This is a genomic window from Paraburkholderia sp. EG287B (assembly GCF_040965595.1).
Classification (GTDB): Bacteria; Pseudomonadota; Gammaproteobacteria; order Burkholderiales; family Burkholderiaceae; genus Paraburkholderia.
In genome coordinates, this window is the sequence record NZ_JBFRCG010000016.1 from 55,457 (window position 1) to 70,649 (window position 15,193).

Consider the following 15,193-nt stretch of genomic DNA (forward strand, 5'->3'; position numbering starts at 1 on the left):
AAATGGTTGTGCAGGACAAGACGTTTTTTATCACTGGTGGTGGTTCGGGACTCGGCGCGGCGGTGGGCCGACACCTGCTCGAACGCGGCGCGAATGTCGTGTTCGGCGATATCGACGTAGCGCGTGCGCGTGACGTGGCGGCGCTCGGCGGCGAGCATGCACTGGCCGTCGAGGTGGATGTGACGCTGGCGGCAAGCGTCGAGGCGGCGATCGCGCTCGTCACGCAGCGCTTCGGTGCGCTGCATGGCGTGGTCAACTGCGCGGGCATCGCACCGGCGCAGCGCATCGTCGGCAAAGAGGGCGCGCATTCGCTCGATCTGTTCGCCAAGGTCGTGAGCGTCAACCTCATCGGCACCTTCAACGTGATGCGCCTCGCCGCCGTGGCGATGGCGAACAACACGCCCGACGCCGGCGGCGAGCGCGGCGTGATCGTCAATACGGCTTCGGTGGCCGCGTACGATGGCCAGATCGGGCAGTCGGCCTATGCGGCCTCGAAGGGCGGTGTCGTTTCGCTCACGCTGCCCGCGGCGCGCGAACTGGCGCGCAACGGCATTCGCGTCGTGACCGTCGCGCCCGGCATCTTCGAAACGCCGATGCTGCTCGCCATGCCCGCCGAAGTGCAGCAGGCGCTGGGCGCGGGCGTGCCGTTTCCGCAACGTCTTGGCCAGCCCGCGGAGTTCGCGGCGCTCGTCGAGCATATCGTCGGCAACCGCTATCTGAACGGCGAGGTGATCCGGCTCGACGGCGCCTTGCGCATGGCGCCGCGCTGATATCCGGTTTGTGTGGGGCCGACCGTCGGGGCGACGTCGCAGACCGCGTATCGTAGAATCGGAACCATCGACTCACGATATTCGAAAAGCACATGGCCAAGGACGTGACCTTGCGGCAGTTCCGCTACTTTGTGGCGGCGGCGCAGAACGGGCAGTTTTCGATGGCGGCGGCGGCCGAGCATGTTTCGCAGTCGGCAATCACCAATGCGGTGCTCGCGCTCGAGGAGGCGCTCGGCACGCGGCTCTTCGTGCGCTTGCCCCAGGGCGTGGAGCTGACGCCCGACGGGCAGGACTTCCTCAATCACGCGCGCCACGTGCTGGAGTCGGTGCGCGACGCGCTGCACAAGGCGCCATTTCGCGCGCATAGCCTGCGCGGCACGGTGCGCATGGCCGCCTCCTATACGCTGCTCGGCTACTTCCTGCCGGAACTGCTCGCGCGCTTTCGCGCGACCTATCCCGAGATCGAGATCGACCTGCACGATCTGGACCGGCCCGCCATCGAGGCGGCGGTGCTCGCGGGCGAGGTGGATCTCGGCGTGGCGTTGCTTTCCAACGTGGAGCGGCGCGCGCGCTTCGGCCACCACTTGCTGATGCGTTCACGCCGCCAGTTGTGGGCTGCGCCGACGCATCCGCTCGCGCAGATGGGCACCGTCACGCTGCGCGACATCGCGCGTTACCCCTATATCCAGCTCACGGTGGACGAGGGCGAAGCCTCGACGCTGCGCTACTGGAAAAAGCGCCGTGTTGCGCCGAATATCGCGTTTCGCACGAGTTCGATGGAAGCGCTGCGCGGGCTCGTGGCGCACGGCTTCGGCGTGACGATTCTCTCGGACATGGTGTTCAGGCCGTGGTCGCTGGAGGGCAAGCGCATCGACGCGTGCGCCATCGAGGATGCCATTCCGCAGATGGAAGCGGGCATGTTGTGGCATCCTGGGGCAGTGCTCAGCGATCCGGCGAGAGCGATGCAGCAGTTTTTGATTCATGCTTGTGGGAATTGAGGGGGGCGGCCGCGCTCCTCCACGCACCGTACCTGGGTAAAAACAAGGAAGCCTCATGTCGGCCGTGTCGGCGTTCAAGCTCGTGCTCCTTTCGCTCATCGCCATCATCGCGCTCGAGTTGCTCGCCAAACGCCTGCGCCTGCCGCCCGCTGCCGCGCTGCTGGTCGGCGGCGCCGCCATGGCCTTCGCGCCCGGCCTGCCGCCGGTCGTGATCGACCCGGACCTCGTCCTCATCGTGTTTCTGCCGCCCTTGCTGATGGACGGCGCCTACTTCTTCGTCTGGTCCGACTTCAAGCGTCACCTCGCGCCCATCCTGCTCTTCGCCATCGGCGCGGTGGCTTTCACGACGTGGGCCGTTGGCGTGGTCGCGCATTGGGCCGTTCCGTCGCTGCCGTGGGCCGCATGTTTCGCGCTGGGCGCGGTGGTATCGCCGCCCGATGCGGTCGCCGCGAAAGCCGTGCTCGAACGGCTCGCGCTGCCGCGCCGCCTGATGGTGCTGCTCGAAGGCGAGAGCCTGCTCAACGACGCCGCCGGTCTCGTGCTGTTTCGCTTCGCCGTCGCGGCGGCATTGACGGGCGTTTTCAGCGAGCCGAATGCGGCGCTCAGTTTCGTCGGGCTCGCGCTGGGCGGCATGGTGGTCGGCGCTGTCGTCGGCTATGTCGTCGTGTGCCTGCTGCGTCAGCTCGAAGACGAGTATCTGATCATCACCGCCTCCGTGCTGGCGGGCTGGATTGCCTATATCGCCGGGGACATGCTGGGCGTTTCGAGTGTGATCGCCACGGTCACGTGCGGCATGCAGCTAGGCTGGCATCAGCACGAAATCTTTTCGGCCACGGTGCGCAGCCGCGGTACGGCGTTCTGGCAGGTCATGGTCTTCGTGCTCGAGGCGCTGGTGTTCGTGCTGATCGGCCTCTCGCTGCGCGGGGTCATGCTGCGTCTCGGCGGGACGGCGAATGCCGTCGCGCTGCTCGGTCCGGCCGCGATGGCCGTGGTGCTCGCCGTTGTCGTGTCGCGCTGCGTGTGGACGTATGGCATCGAGATCGTGAGGACCGCGCTGCACCGGATCATGCCGCGCCGCGTGAGCGCGCCGGACTTTCGCGGCGCAACCGTGGTGAGCTGGGCCGGCATGCGCGGCGTGGTCACGCTGGCCATTGCGCTCGCGCTGCCGGAGGCGATGCCGGGCCGCGATCTCATTCTCTTCGCCGCGTTTGCCGTCATTCTGTTCACGGTGCTGCTGCAAGGCACGACCATCGGGCCGCTCATCAAGCTGATCAGGCCTGCGGACGATATGGAAGGGGAGGAGCCCTACCTCAACGAGCCGCAGGCATGGGCGCGCCTCGAAGCTGCCCAGCTGGCGGCGATCACGCCGCTCGTCCACGGGCCGGACGGCAGCGTGATCCACCCGCGGCTGCTGGAGCAGTACACGTATCGCGCGAACCTGACGCGCAATTATGCGAATGCCGAGAGCTATCCGCAGGGGATGCGCACCTCGCACTACGACGTCGTGCTGGCCGCCGTGGAGGCCGGGCGCGCGGAGCTGTTGAAGATGCACCGCGCGGGACTCATCCACGACGAACTGCTGCGCGTGCTCGAACGCGATCTCGATCTGGAGGAGCTTTCGGCGCGGCACGGCAGGGGTTGATGCTTTCCCCCGCGTTCTTCAGGCGTGCACGACGAGTGGCGCGAACAGGTGCGAGAGGTCGCGCTGCTGGTCGAGGTTCCAGAGAAACCCAAGCGCATCGTCGGCGCGCGCCTTGCCGATCGCAGGCGCCGCGTTCTTGCGGAACTTGACCTCGAAGTCGCCGCGCTGCATCGGCCGAGTGGCGAAGCCTGGAATGTCGTCCACGCGCTTCGACACGGTTTGTCCGTCCGCGAGCGTGGCGCTCACGAGGGTCGCGTAATACTTCGGATAGAGCCGGGTCAGTTCGGCATCGTCTACAACCTTGATCTTTTGCATGAACGCGCGGATCTTCGGGTCGCGCAGCGCTTCGGGGCGATAGCTCGCCAGGCTGATATCGCCGTCGAACATGGCGCGCGCGGTCACGTAGGGCAGGCTGTGATCGGCGGTCTCGCTCGTTTCGGGGGCCCATTTCTGCGGGTCCATGCCCGCCGAGAAGTAGCCTTCGTGCGAGGTGCGGATCTCCATGCTGACGATACGGTCGAGGTCGCCCACCTGCTTCGCCACGTCGATGCCGGCGGCAATGGCCGTCTGCGTGAGCGCCTGCGCCGGGTAGAACTTCACGGCACAGTCGTTGATGCGAAACGGCCGGCCTTTGCCGCCGAAGCTCGCCGTGTCGATGCTGAATGGTCCGGACACCTGCTTGAACAGCCCCGCATTGCCCTCGAAGATCGGCGCGGGGCCCGTGAGTCCGTCGCGCGCGAGGGCGGCCGAGAACACGGCGTTGCGTGCGGCGTCGGCATCGGCGAGACCCTTCCAGTTCGACATGGTCTGCACGCGCGTCTGGTTCAGCGCGAGGTGGCCGTTGAGCGCGAGGTTGACCGCCTCGGCCAGTTGCCGCTCGTCGAGCTTCATGAGCTTGCCCGCCGCGAGCGCGGCTGCGGGCAGGCTGAAGATGGGGTGATCCCAGCCGCGCGAACTGATCGAGGCGGCGTCCATGAGGCGGCAATCGATTTCGTAGGCAAGGGCGATGGCGACGATCAGATCGCGGCCATTCGCACCTTCGGCCTCGGCCTGGGCGAGACACGCTGCGATGTTGTCGCTCGGGTGGCCGATTTCCTTGCCCGCGTAGACGTCGTTGAGGTCGTAATAGCGGATGGCCGCGCCGTTCGCGAAGGTCGCGAGGTCGGGCGACGTGCGCCGCTGCGTGCCGAGCACGGTTGCGCCCCGGCCGTCGCCGCTCGCGTAGTTGAGCGCAACCTGGCGCGCGATGCCCACGGGTTTCTCGCCGAGCGCAGCGATGCCGCAGCCCAGCGCGTCGGCAGTGTGGGTCTTGACCGCTTCGATCGTGCCGGCGTCGAGGTCGTCGTAGTTCAGTGCGGCGGCGTAAGCCGCAAGCCGCTGCGCGATGGTGGCCGATGCCGATGCGGACGCGACCTTCTGCGCGCGCGCCGCGCCGATGCCGCCGAATGTACCCGCGCTCGCGGCGAGCGCCGTGAGCGACGCCATGAATGCACGCCGTTGCATGCGGTGTCTCCTTGATCTTCGTTGGTTTTAGGGAAGAATGCCGATCAAACGAGCAGCAGCAGCGCCGCGCCGAATACCAAGGTGCCGAGCAGGAACGTCATGACCGTGAAGCCCAGCACGCGCTGCACGCCGATGCCCGCCATCGCGACCACGGGCGCGGCCCAGAACGGCTGCATCATGTTCGAGACCTGCTCGCCCATGGCGACGGCCATGGTGGTCGCGGGCATCGAAGCATGCAGCGCGATCGCGGCGGGCACGACGAACGGCCCCTGCACGGCCCAGTGGCCGCCGCCGCTCGGAATGAAGAACGTGACGATGAGCGAGCACACATAGCTCCAGAACGGCAGCGTATGCGTGTTCGAGATCGCGATGAAGAAGTGCGAGATCACGTTGGGCAGGCCCGTGGCGTCCATCATGCCCATCACGCCGCCGTAGAGCGGGTATTGCAGCATCATCGAGCCGGTTTGTTTGGCGGCGTTCTTGACCGCGTCCGCGTAGGCAAGCGGATAGCCATGCAGGATCACGCCCGCGATGAACATCACGAAGATCACGGCGTTCACGCCGGAAAACGCTTCGATATGCTCAACGTGCGCGAGCACGAGGAACGTCACGCCCACGAGGCCGATGAACGCGCTGCCGATCCACGAGTATTCGAGCCACTTCGCGAAGCTCAGCTTGCCTTCGGGGCGCTTGCGCGGTTCCGGGTCGGGGTTCTTCTCGATGTCGAGCACGACGGCGTCTTCATCGCGCGGCTTGAGGAGCGCGAGCACGATGGGCGTGGCGATCAGCATCACGACCACGGGCACGAGGTTGAACGCCGTGAACACGGTGTCGTTGAACGGCAGCACTTCGCCCGTGAGCTTTTGCACGACGTTCATCGCGCTGCCCGGCGTGGATTGCGCGAGCGCGATGGAGCTGGAAATGCCGCTCGCCCACACCACCCAGCCCGAAAAGCCCGCCGCGACGATCCACGCGAAGTCCACGCGCATGCGCTTGGCCACTTCGCGCGCGAGCAGCGCGCTCACCACGAGACCCAGCCCCCAGTTGAAGAACGAGGCCACGGCCACGAGCACGAAGGTGAGCGCCGCGGCCTGCACCGGCGTGCGGGCCACGCCCACGAGCGCCTTGAACACGCGCTGCACCGGCGCGGCGTGCGCGAATGCGTGGCCCGTGACGAGCACGAGTGTGATCTGGAAGGCGAACGTGAGGATATTGAAGAAGCCCTTGTACCACCCGACCACGAGCGTGTTGAGCGTCGCATGCGGGGCGAACATCGCCGATAGCGCGGCCACGACCGCGGTGATGAGAATCGCGAGCACGAACGGGTCGGGAATGGTGCGCTCGAACAGGCTGATCGTCGCGTCGGTAAAGCGTGTCTTGCGTACGGGTGCGGCGGTGGCGGTGGACTTCACGTATCGTCTCCTGGTGCTGAATGTGGCCGCGCGTACCTGGCGCACGGCTGTTTGTATGGGGGCGCCGTGGCGCTGGTTCATCGGGCGAAGCCGTAGAGTTCGGCGGGGTTGTCGACGAGAATCCGCTTGCGTGCCGCTTCGTCCTCGACCCATCTGCTGAGCAGATCGAAGATCGCGGCGGTGTCGGGCTTGTGCGTCTCCGTCACGTGCGGCCAGTCGCTGCCCCACACGGTGCGCTCCGGCAGCAGTGCGGCCCATGCGCGCGCGGTCTCGGCGAGGTCGGCGTAACCGCCCGCGAGGCCCACCTGCGAATCGAGGTAGGCGCCCGAGAGCTTGACCCACACGCGCCCCGAGGCGGCGAGGCGGCGCACCACGCCAAATGCGGGATGCGAGGTGCCCGCGGGCAAGGGCAGGCGCGCGAGATGGTCGAACACCATCTTGCAGGGCAGGCGAGTGAGCAAGGCCTCGTGCTCGACGATCTGGTCGGCGGTCCAGTGCAGTTGCACATGCCAGCCGAGTTCCGCTATACGCCGCGCAAGCGGCTCGACCATGTCGAAGGTGACGACCGCCTGATGCGGCGTGTACAACGTGAAGCGGATGCCGCGGACGCCGCCGCGATCGAGCATGGCGAGTTCGGCGTCGCTGACCTCGGGGCGCAGCACAGCTACGCCGCGGGCGTTGTCGATGCCCAGCTGGCGGATCGCGTCGAGCGTCACGCAGTTATCGGTGCCGTACGGGCGCGGCGTGACGATGACGGTGCGCTGCGTGCCCGTGCGTTCCTGCACGCGTCGATAGTCCTCGACCGTCGCGCGATCGACGATATGCGCGCCATTGCCGGGCGAGGCCGCGAAGCGGCGATCGTAGATGTGGATGTGCGAATCGCACGCGAAGGCAGGCGCCGCTATGCGCGCCCTGGGGGCGTCGAGGGTATGGACATGCTGCTCACGGTCCATCGCGTTGTCTCCTTGTTTGCCGCGCGCCGCCAGGCATGGATGCGCGCGGATGCCGCTTTGTGTGTTCAGAGCACGGCGTGCTCGTTTCTCAATCGTTCGATATCGGCATCGCTCCAGCCGGCTTCGCGCAGCACCGCATCGGAATGCTCGCCGAAGGCGGGCGCCGCGATCGGGTCCGGTGCCGGCGTCGCGCCGAAGCGAATCGGCTCGCGAAAGCCGCGATACGCGCCCACGCCGGGATAGTCGTAGCGCGTGACCATCTCCTCGGCGAGCACCTGGGGATCGTCGAACATGTCTTCGACCGTGCGCGCCGCCGCGCAGGGCACCGCCTCGCCAAAGTGCGCCTCCCATTCGAGCGCGCTGCGCGCCTGCAACGCGGCGTGCAGTTGCGGCACGATCTCGTCGCGATGCTCGGCACGTTTGCGCACCGAATCGTAACGCGCGTTCTGCGCGAGTGCAGCGAGCCCGGTTTTTTCGCAGAGCGCCTGCCAGAAATGCGGCGTGTTCGCGGAGATGTAGAGCCAGCCTTCGCGCGTGGGATGAATGCCGGTGATGCCGCCCGAGCGCATGTCACGGCCCACGTCCTTCGGTTCGTCGTCGGCCCAGATCATGCGCGCCGATTGCATGGTGAGCGCGCTGCGCAGCAGCGAAACGCCCACGTACTGGCCCGCACCGCTGCGCTCGCGCTCGAACAGCGCGGAGGATACGCCCGCTGCGACGAGCGCGGCCGCGTAGTAGTCGACCACCGAGCCATAGAGAATCTCGGGCGGGCCGTCGCTCTTGCCCTGCAGCGCGCACATGCCCGTCATGGTCTGCAGCACCTGGTCATAGCCGGCCTTGTCCTTGTTCGGCCCCTGGTCGCCGTAGCCGGTGACCGCGCAGTAGATGAGCCGCGGGTTCACTTCGCGCAGCTGTTCCCAGGCAATGCCAAGGCGTGCCGGCACGCCGGGCCGGAAGTTGTGCACGAGCACGTCGGCCTGTTCGACGAGGCGCAGCAGCACCTCCTGCGCGCATGGTTGCTTCAGATCGAGCACAAGCCCGCGCTTGCCGCGGTTGACGCCGAGAAAGGCGCGGCTTTCGGCCTGCAGCGTCGACGGATACTTGCGCAGGTTGTCACCCGTGGGCGGCTCGATCTTGATGACGTCGGCGCCCTGATCGGCGAGCAGCGTGCAGCCATACGGGCCCGCGATATAGGCGCTCAGGTCGAGCACGCGCACACCCGCGAGCGGGCCGCGCGGCGCCGCATTCGTTTTGGGAAGCCGGCTCATTGGCGCACCTCGCTCGACGTTGCGGACGCAACGAGTCCAAGCCGTTCGGCGCTTTGCACGAGCGCGCGGGCGCGCTCGACGAAAGGCGCGTCGATCATCTTGCCGTCGACGACATAAGCGCCCACGCCGTCGTGTTCGGCGTTGCGCGCCGCTTCCACCACGCGCAGCGCGTGGGCGATTTCTTCGTCGGTAGGGCGGAACACGTCGTTGGCGAGCGCGATCTGGCTCGGGTGGATGCAGCTTTTGCCGAGAAAGCCTAGCGAACGGGCCAGTTCGGCTTCGGCGCGAAATCCTTTGGCATCCTTGATATTGGCGAAAGCCGAGTCGTACGCGAACACGCCCGCTTCACCCGCGGCGAGCCGCAGGCTGAACATGGCTTGCTGAATGGCCGCCGGGTCGCGCCGCGCGATGCCGAGCGGCTCGAAGAGGTCGCCAAGACCCAGCTGGAGGCCTGCCACGCGGGCATGCGCGGCGGCGAGCGTCGCCGCTTCGCGCAGCGCGCGCGGCGACTCGACGTTGAGCAACAGCCTCACGGGGCGGCTTACGCCATTGGCGTGCTCCGCGCGCTCGATCGCGTCAGCAGCGGCGCGCACGTCGTCGGCGGATTCGGGTTTCGGCAGATTCACGTAGTCGAGGCCCGGTTGAACCACGGCGGCGATATCGTCGGCGAACCACGCTGTGTCGAGCGCGTTCACGCGCACGATCAGCACCTTGCCGCGTTCGCGCACGGCAGACGACACCAGCAGCGTGCGCAGCGCCTCACGCGCTTCGGGTTTACGCGCAGGGGCAACCGAGTCTTCCAGGTCGAACGACAACGCGTCCGCGGCGCTGCCCAGCGCCTTTTCGAACAGCTCCGGGCGCGATGCCGGCACGAACAACTTGCTTCTCATCTCCATGCTTTCCGTATAGATCACCACTGAAGGGCAGTCTACGATCGGTAACGATTTAGATAAACTATGCAAATCTATCTTTAAACCGTAGAGAAGCTACGTTTATGGACACGGGGTTCCTGAGCAACCTGCTGCTCGTCGTGGAGAGCGGCTCGATGGCGGAGGCCGCGCGGCGCGTGGGCGTGACGCCCGCCGCGATCGCGCAGCAAATCCAGGCGCTGGAGCGCGAACTGGGCGTGGCGCTCGTCATGCGCGCGGGCCGCACGGTCATTCCCACGGAGGCGGGCCAGCGCGTGGTGGAGCGCGCCCGCTCGCTCGTGCGCGGTTTCGATGGGCTGAAAGCGCTCGCGCAGGAGCAGGAAATGGGCGGAGAGCTGCGCGTGGGGACCATCACGTCGGCGCTGCTGAGCGTGCTGCCCGACGTGCTGGCGCGCTTCGCCGCCGCGTTCCCGCAAGTGAAGCTGCTGATACGCGCGGGCACGTCGATGGAACTCTTCGAAGCCTTGCAGCGCGGCGAGGTGGACGTGGCGATTTGCCTGCATCCCGCCTTCGCGCTGCCGAAGTCGTACGACTGGCATCTGCTGCGCGAGGAGCCCATCGTCGTGCTCGCGCCGGCAAAATTCGCGCGCGCCGATCCGCACGACCTGCTGCGCCGCGAGCCGTTCATTCGCTACGACCGCGCACTGGGCGGCGGCAAGCAGGCCGACCAGTATTTGCGCCGCGCGAAGATCGCACCGCGCGAGCTGTTCGAACTGAACTCGCTGATGGCGATCGCGTTGATGGTGGACCGCGGCCTTGGCGTCTCGCTCGTGCCCGATATCGGCACGCCGCTTACGAAGGGCTTGCGGCTCGCGCGCCTGCCGCTGGCCGAGGCAACCGAGCCGCGCCGCTTCGGCATTCTGTGGTCGCGCGCTTCCGCGCGCAGCCGCCTGATTCGGGGGATGATCGAATGCTCCGGCGAGGCGCTGCGCAAGTGAGGGGCGCAAGCCCATCGACTATCTGCGCCACATCTATTACGACTGCATCACGTATAGCCCGGCCTCGGTCGAGTTCCTGATCTCGGTGGTGGGCGCGGACCAGGTCATGTTCGGCACGGACTGGCCGCACCAGGTGCACGACACGCGCGGCGTTGGCGCCGCGCTTGCCTGGATGAACTTCGCGCCTATTCCGCGAAGAGATCCGGCCCGAAGACTTCGTAGTGAATCCGGGCTTCGTGGACGCCGAGATTCTTGAGCGCATCGTGCTGCATGCGCATGAAGGGAATGGGGCCGCAAATATAGTAGTCGGCGTCGGGTTGCAGGATCGCCTGCTTGATCTGCCCGATATCGACGAACCCCGCGTAATCGTAATCGCGGCCCTGCACGTCGCCGGGCAGCGGCTCGTTGTAGAAAATCTCGAGATGGAAGTTGGCGTTCGTGGCCGCGGTCTCGCGCAGACGGTCGCGCATGGCATGCACGCCGCTATTGCGCGCGCCGTGCACGAACACCACTTTGCGGTTCGGATCCTGAAGCGCGCGCTTGAGCATGCTGATCATCGGCGTGAGGCCCACGCCGCCGCTGATGAGCACGATAGGCGTATGCGCGTTCACGTCGATATGGAAGTTGCCGTAGGGCGCGGCCAGCTTCACTTCGTCGCCCACGTTCAGGTGGTCATGCAGCAGGTTCGAAACGTAGCCGGCCGGCTGCGGGCCGCCGGCCTCGCGCTTCACGGAAATGCGGTAGGTCCGGCCGTTGGGCATGTCGGAAAGACTGTATTGGCGGATCTGCTGCAAGCCGAGCGCCGGCACGGTCACGCCGATGCTGATGTACTGGCCGGGTTCGAAGTTCGCGACCGGGCCGCCATCGGCCGGTTCGAGCACGAACGAGGTGATGATGCTGCTTTCGGGCCGCCTCTCGCGCACGACGAACTTGCGCCAGCCGGTCCAGCCGCCCAGCTTGTCGCCGGAACCTTCATAGAGTTCGCTTTCCATGCCCATGAGCACGTCGGCGAGATTGCCGTAGGCCTGCGCCCATGCGGAGATGATGTCCTCCGTGGCGGCGTCGCCGAGCACGTCCTTGATCGCGCCTAGCAGATGTTCGCCAACGATAGGGTAGTGCTCGGGCAGCACGCCGAGGCTCGCGTGCTTGTTTGCAATGTTCTTGAGCACGGCCGCGAGGCTCGAGGGGTCTTCGATGTTTTCCGCATACGCATAGACGGCGCGCGCGAGCGCCTGCTGTTGCTGCCCCTGTTCCTGGTGCGCCATGTTGAACACATTCTTCAGTTCAGGGTGGGCCTCGAAGAGCCGCGTGTAAAAACGCTTGATGATGGCGAAACCGTGGTCGGCGAGCACGGGCGCGGTCGCCTTCACGATGTCCTTCGTTCGCTGCGTGAGCATTGTCGGTCCTCCTTTCACGAGTGGGGAAGCGCACGTACTCGTTCCAGTCTAGACAAAGACAGCCGCAATCGCAGGCTCCGATGGCAGCGGCTCACTCCTCCTTGTCGTCGGCAGCGGCGGCACCCACGATCATGCGTACGCGTTTGCGAATTTCCGAATCGAGAATCAGTCGCCCGCGCAGCTTGCCTTCCATTCGCTTGACATGCCTGGACGCCTCGGTCATGTGCTCGACCATCAGCGGCGCGCGAGGTGATCGAATGCTGGCGCGTCGGTGTCACGATTCTGTTTGCGGCAAGTTCGAATTCAACGAGGTGCGGCGGTCGATTTGCCCGGTGAATGCAATTTCACCGCCGCAATACGAATACTCAGTATTCCTTCCCAACGTTCCCTGTTAGTACCCCTGCACCCAATGTCCCGGAATCCACACCCACTGGTTGCCTTCCCAGCGGTAATGTCCCTTGGTCCAGGCATAGCCCTCGGCGGGGGCGGGCGGCGGTGTCTCGACGCGGGGCGCCGGCTCCGGCGGGTGGGCCGGCTCCACGATACAGGCGGAAAGCAGGGCGGCGCAGGCGACCAGGGTCACGGGGTGCAGTAGTTTTATCTTCATGGCGGGTTTCCTCCACTGACTGAAATTGTTTGGTTATCCGAACGGCTGGCTGGTCTCGTCGCATGGCGGCATCCGGGTCCACGTAAAGCGGCCCGCTTTCGTGTTCGTCTGTTCTATCCGTTCATGTCCTTATCAAACCCGTAGCCGCATTTTTTGTGCCCGCATCGCCGAATAGCGTCGATGCAGTGCGCTGTGGATCGAGCCCGAGGCTCTCCGCGGCCGCGCCCGCGATCAATGCATCGAGTGAGGCCGTGGGCTTGAGGTCGCGCGACTCGTAGAGATCCGCGCTGCGCAGCCCCGGCCAGTCGGCCCGCACGCGTCCGCCCGCCACGGCGCCGCCCACGAGCATCGCTACCGAAGCCTGCCCGTGGTCGGTGCCGCCCGTGCCGTTCGCGGCGGCCGTGCGGCCGAACTCCGTCGCGACGAGCACCGTGGTCTTGTCCCATGCGGGGCCGAGGCCATCGCGCAGCGCGGCGAGCATCGTGTCGAGCGCTTTCAGCTGATTCGCGAGCCGCGCGTTTTGCGCGCTGTGCGTGTCCCATCCGCCGCTTTCGATCATGGCGATGCGCGGGCCATCGGGGCGCGAGAGGAAGCCCGCCGCAAGCTTGCCGACGCTCGCAGGGTCCTGGCGCGCGCTCGCGTTGCCCGCGAGCCCGCGTGCATTCATTGCCGAAGTCCAGAGCGCGCGCAGCTGCGGATCTGCTTCGTAGAGCGCGGACACGCGCGTGAGCAGATCGTCGGACGCGCTGGGCAGCGCCGAGGGCGCAAACGAACTTACCTGGACCGTGCCGCGCAGCGCGAGCGGCACGGTGGGCGCGAGCGCAATGGCGCTTTCGCGCGAGGCCGGCAGCATGGCGACGAGCCGGTTGAGCCAGCCGTCCTTGACCTGGTAGGGCGCGCGGCCGCCCGTTTCCAGCACGTTCTGACCGTCGAAGTGGGAGCGGTCGCGATACGGCGAAGCGATTGCATGCACGAAGAGCGCCTGCTTTTCACCATACATCTGCGCCATCTGGACGAGCGACGGATGCAGCGCGAACGTGCCGTCGAGTTTCGTGGCCTTGTCGATGTCGATGGCGAGCGGGCCGCGCAGCGTGGCGTAGGCCGGCTCCGCATAGGGCACGACGATGTTGAGGCCGTCGGCCGCGCCGCGCTGGATCACGAACACGAAGCGGCGCTCGGTTTCGACGCTGGCGAACACGATGCGGGGCGCGACGAGCATCGCGCCCGCGCCGGCGGCGGCAACGCGCAGGAAATGGCGGCGGGAAACCATGGCGGTTATCTCCTCAGGAAATCGGGCGAGACGAGCAGCAAGGCGATCGCTGTGGACGCGCTTTCTGCATGCGCGACGGCACTGGCCGTGGGCGCGCTGAGCGTGGCGCCCATGAGCGTGTTGCCGAGCGTGCGCGGGTCGAGCCGGTCGCCCACGCGCGCCGAGAAGCGCTGCGCGACTTCGACGCGGCGCACGAGCGCATCGGGCGCGGCCCAGCTTGCAGCGATGTCGTCGTAGCCGGCGGGCGAGCCCGGCCGCCACACGGGCTGGCCAAGCTGCGTGAGCAGCGGCGCGGCGTTGATTTCGCCCGCTTCGCCGGGTTCGCGCCAGCCGAGACCGCGCATCGACGATACGGTCCACTCCCACGGTGTCTTGAACTTCGCATCGATGGGCGCCCACGCCTGCGGCGCTTCAACGAGCGCGCGGTACACGGTGGGCAGGTCGCCGCCGCTTTGCTCGAAGGCGAGCGTGAGACGCTCGGTGAGCGCCGGTGGCGGATTGTCGGCGACGAAGTGGCGCGCGAGCTGGAACGCGATATGGCGGCTCGTGGCGTTCGCGTGTGCGAGGTCGTTGAGGATGGCGAGCGCCTGCTGCTCGCCCGCTTGATCGTAACGCTTGCCCATCACGGTGCGCGTGCCCGGCTCGTGCAGCGCGGGGCGAAACACGAAGCTGCCGGGCGCGGCATTGCCGGGCTGCGGCCCGCGCACGCCTGCCACGCTCCAGCCCGTGAGCGCGCGGGCGAATTCGGTCACGTCGTCCTGCGTGTAGCCGGTGCGCACGCCGAGCGTGTGCAGTTCCATGATCTCGCGTGCGAGGTTCTCGTTGAGGCCGCGCTTGTGCGCGGGGTCGCGCTGATCGGCGCGCAGCGCGGCGCGGCTGTCGGGGCCGACGGAGCGCGCCTGATCGAGAAAGAGCTGCATGGCAGGGTGCTGCTCGACGGCGACCAGCATGTCCGCGAAATTGCCGAGCACGTGCGGCCGTATCGCTTCCATTTCGAATGCGCCCGCAATGCCCGCAATCAGCGCCTTGTCCACCGATACGGCGAAGTGGTTCGACCAGAAATGTACGAGGCGCTCGACGAAAGGCGTATCGGTCTGCAAGGCGCTCACGAGGCGCGCGTTGACCGCGCTGCGGTAGATGCCCACGCTCTCGCGGCGGATCGCCTGGTTGACCGCGCGGCGTGCGGCTTGTTGCGCGTTCTCTTGTGCGTTCGTCTCTGAAGCCGCGCTCGCTGCCGCGTTGCCCGCCATGCCTTGCTGGCGTTCCTCCCCGAAGCGCGCCGCGAGCGCCAGTGCGCCGGGCTCGTTGCGCCATGCGGCGGGCAGCGGTTCGTAGGCCTGGAACTGGCCGAGCAGCCAGCCGCGAGGGTTGGCGGGCGGCGTCTCGTCGGCGCGCGCGCCGAGGCCGAAGCGGTTCATGGCGATCGCGCCGGCGCGGGCATTCGAAAGGCTTTCCATGCGCGGTCCCTTGTGCTCACTGGAGCGTTGCGTATTCCCGTTAAACGCT

Annotated in this window: 14 protein-coding genes and 1 pseudogene; 5 read left to right on the top strand and 10 right to left on the bottom strand. The window is 67.0% G+C overall.

All coding sequences use genetic code 11. The annotated features are described in order from the left end of the window. Positions 1–2 precede the first annotated feature (2 nt). The 3 genes from AB4Y40_RS28135 to AB4Y40_RS28145 all read left to right on the top strand — a co-directional run bounded on the left by AB4Y40_RS28135 (position 3) and on the right by AB4Y40_RS28145 (position 3,410). On the top strand, positions 3–770 hold the full coding sequence (locus AB4Y40_RS28135; RefSeq protein WP_368690813.1) for an SDR family NAD(P)-dependent oxidoreductase: 768 nt from the start codon (positions 3–5) through the stop codon (positions 768–770). A 92-nt stretch (positions 771–862) separates the two neighbouring features. Further along, positions 863–1,768: a LysR family transcriptional regulator gene (locus AB4Y40_RS28140; protein ID WP_342923066.1), complete on the top strand. Its 906-nt coding sequence runs from the start codon at positions 863–865 to the stop codon at positions 1,766–1,768. A 55-nt stretch (positions 1,769–1,823) separates the two neighbouring features. After that, positions 1,824–3,410, top strand: a complete 1,587-nt coding sequence (locus AB4Y40_RS28145; protein WP_368690632.1) for a Na+/H+ antiporter — start codon at positions 1,824–1,826, stop codon at positions 3,408–3,410. An 18-nt stretch (positions 3,411–3,428) separates the two neighbouring features. On the opposite strand, the gene AB4Y40_RS28150 is transcribed toward AB4Y40_RS28145, so the two are convergent. The 5 genes from AB4Y40_RS28150 to AB4Y40_RS28170 all read right to left on the bottom strand — a co-directional run bounded on the left by AB4Y40_RS28150 (position 3,429) and on the right by AB4Y40_RS28170 (position 9,436). Beyond that, positions 3,429–4,913 carry an MmgE/PrpD family protein gene (locus AB4Y40_RS28150; protein ID WP_368690633.1) on the bottom strand — a complete coding sequence of 495 codons (1,485 nt, stop codon included), beginning with the start codon at positions 4,911–4,913 and terminating at the stop codon, positions 3,429–3,431. A 44-nt stretch (positions 4,914–4,957) separates the two neighbouring features. Then, positions 4,958–6,325, bottom strand: a complete 1,368-nt coding sequence (locus AB4Y40_RS28155; RefSeq protein ID WP_368690634.1) for a short-chain fatty acid transporter — start codon at positions 6,323–6,325, stop codon at positions 4,958–4,960. A gap of 77 nt (positions 6,326–6,402) precedes the next feature. Next, positions 6,403–7,278, bottom strand: a complete 876-nt coding sequence (locus AB4Y40_RS28160) for an amidohydrolase (RefSeq protein ID WP_368690635.1) — start codon at positions 7,276–7,278, stop codon at positions 6,403–6,405. 65 nt (positions 7,279–7,343) lie between these two features. After that, complete coding sequence (locus AB4Y40_RS28165; protein ID WP_368690636.1) at positions 7,344–8,546, bottom strand: CaiB/BaiF CoA transferase family protein; 1,203 nt, start codon at positions 8,544–8,546, stop codon at positions 7,344–7,346. Beyond that, positions 8,543–9,436 carry a CoA ester lyase gene (locus tag AB4Y40_RS28170; RefSeq protein ID WP_368690637.1) on the bottom strand — a complete coding sequence of 298 codons (894 nt, stop codon included), beginning with the start codon at positions 9,434–9,436 and terminating at the stop codon, positions 8,543–8,545. The genes AB4Y40_RS28165 and AB4Y40_RS28170 overlap by 4 nt, the downstream gene beginning before the upstream one ends. 104 nt (positions 9,437–9,540) lie before the next feature. On the opposite strand from AB4Y40_RS28170, the gene AB4Y40_RS28175 reads away from it, so the two are divergent. Beyond that, entirely contained in the window at positions 9,541–10,413 is an 873-nt protein-coding gene (locus tag AB4Y40_RS28175; RefSeq protein WP_368690638.1) for a LysR family transcriptional regulator, read from the top strand. 46 nt (positions 10,414–10,459) lie between these two features. Next, positions 10,460–10,669: an amidohydrolase family protein gene (locus tag AB4Y40_RS28180; protein ID WP_368690814.1), complete on the top strand. Its 210-nt coding sequence runs from the start codon at positions 10,460–10,462 to the stop codon at positions 10,667–10,669. On the opposite strand, the gene hmpA is transcribed toward AB4Y40_RS28180, so the two are convergent. From hmpA to AB4Y40_RS28205, 5 genes and pseudogenes are all read right to left on the bottom strand, one after another. Continuing rightward, positions 10,599–11,810, bottom strand: a complete 1,212-nt coding sequence (gene hmpA, locus AB4Y40_RS28185) for an NO-inducible flavohemoprotein (RefSeq protein ID WP_368690639.1) — start codon at positions 11,808–11,810, stop codon at positions 10,599–10,601. The genes AB4Y40_RS28180 and hmpA overlap by 71 nt on opposite strands. Positions 11,811–11,901: 91 nt before the next feature. Then, positions 11,902–12,057: pseudogene (locus AB4Y40_RS28190) on the bottom strand (GntR family transcriptional regulator); the annotation flags it as partial. A gap of 144 nt (positions 12,058–12,201) precedes the next feature. Further along, positions 12,202–12,417 carry a YXWGXW repeat-containing protein gene (locus AB4Y40_RS28195; RefSeq protein WP_342923058.1) on the bottom strand — a complete coding sequence of 72 codons (216 nt, stop codon included), beginning with the start codon at positions 12,415–12,417 and terminating at the stop codon, positions 12,202–12,204. A gap of 121 nt (positions 12,418–12,538) precedes the next feature. Next, positions 12,539–13,696, bottom strand: a complete 1,158-nt coding sequence (locus AB4Y40_RS28200; RefSeq protein WP_368690815.1) for a DUF1501 domain-containing protein — start codon at positions 13,694–13,696, stop codon at positions 12,539–12,541. After that, positions 13,693–15,144: a DUF1800 family protein gene (locus AB4Y40_RS28205; RefSeq protein WP_368690640.1), complete on the bottom strand. Its 1,452-nt coding sequence runs from the start codon at positions 15,142–15,144 to the stop codon at positions 13,693–13,695. Before AB4Y40_RS28205 ends, AB4Y40_RS28200 begins: the two co-directional genes overlap by 4 nt. Positions 15,145–15,193 lie beyond the last annotated feature (49 nt).

Bases quoted from the DNA above. Each gene is read 5' to 3' on its own strand.
- AB4Y40_RS28135 (WP_368690813.1), top strand. From the start codon at position 3: ATGGTTGTGCAGGACAAGACGTTTTTTATCACTGGTGGTGGTTCGGGA.
- AB4Y40_RS28140 (WP_342923066.1), top strand. From the start codon at position 863: ATGGCCAAGGACGTGACCTTGCGGCAGTTCCGCTACTTTGTGGCGGCG.
- AB4Y40_RS28145 (WP_368690632.1), top strand. From the start codon at position 1,824: ATGTCGGCCGTGTCGGCGTTCAAGCTCGTGCTCCTTTCGCTCATCGCC.
- AB4Y40_RS28150 (WP_368690633.1), bottom strand. From the start codon at position 4,913: ATGCAACGGCGTGCATTCATGGCGTCGCTCACGGCGCTCGCCGCGAGC.
- AB4Y40_RS28160 (WP_368690635.1), bottom strand. From the start codon at position 7,278: ATGGACCGTGAGCAGCATGTCCATACCCTCGACGCCCCCAGGGCGCGC.
- AB4Y40_RS28165 (WP_368690636.1), bottom strand. From the start codon at position 8,546: ATGAGCCGGCTTCCCAAAACGAATGCGGCGCCGCGCGGCCCGCTCGCG.
- AB4Y40_RS28170 (WP_368690637.1), bottom strand. From the start codon at position 9,436: ATGAGAAGCAAGTTGTTCGTGCCGGCATCGCGCCCGGAGCTGTTCGAA.
- AB4Y40_RS28175 (WP_368690638.1), top strand. From the start codon at position 9,541: ATGGACACGGGGTTCCTGAGCAACCTGCTGCTCGTCGTGGAGAGCGGC.
- hmpA (WP_368690639.1), bottom strand. From the start codon at position 11,810: ATGCTCACGCAGCGAACGAAGGACATCGTGAAGGCGACCGCGCCCGTG.
- AB4Y40_RS28195 (WP_342923058.1), bottom strand. From the start codon at position 12,417: ATGAAGATAAAACTACTGCACCCCGTGACCCTGGTCGCCTGCGCCGCC.
- AB4Y40_RS28205 (WP_368690640.1), bottom strand. From the start codon at position 15,144: ATGGAAAGCCTTTCGAATGCCCGCGCCGGCGCGATCGCCATGAACCGC.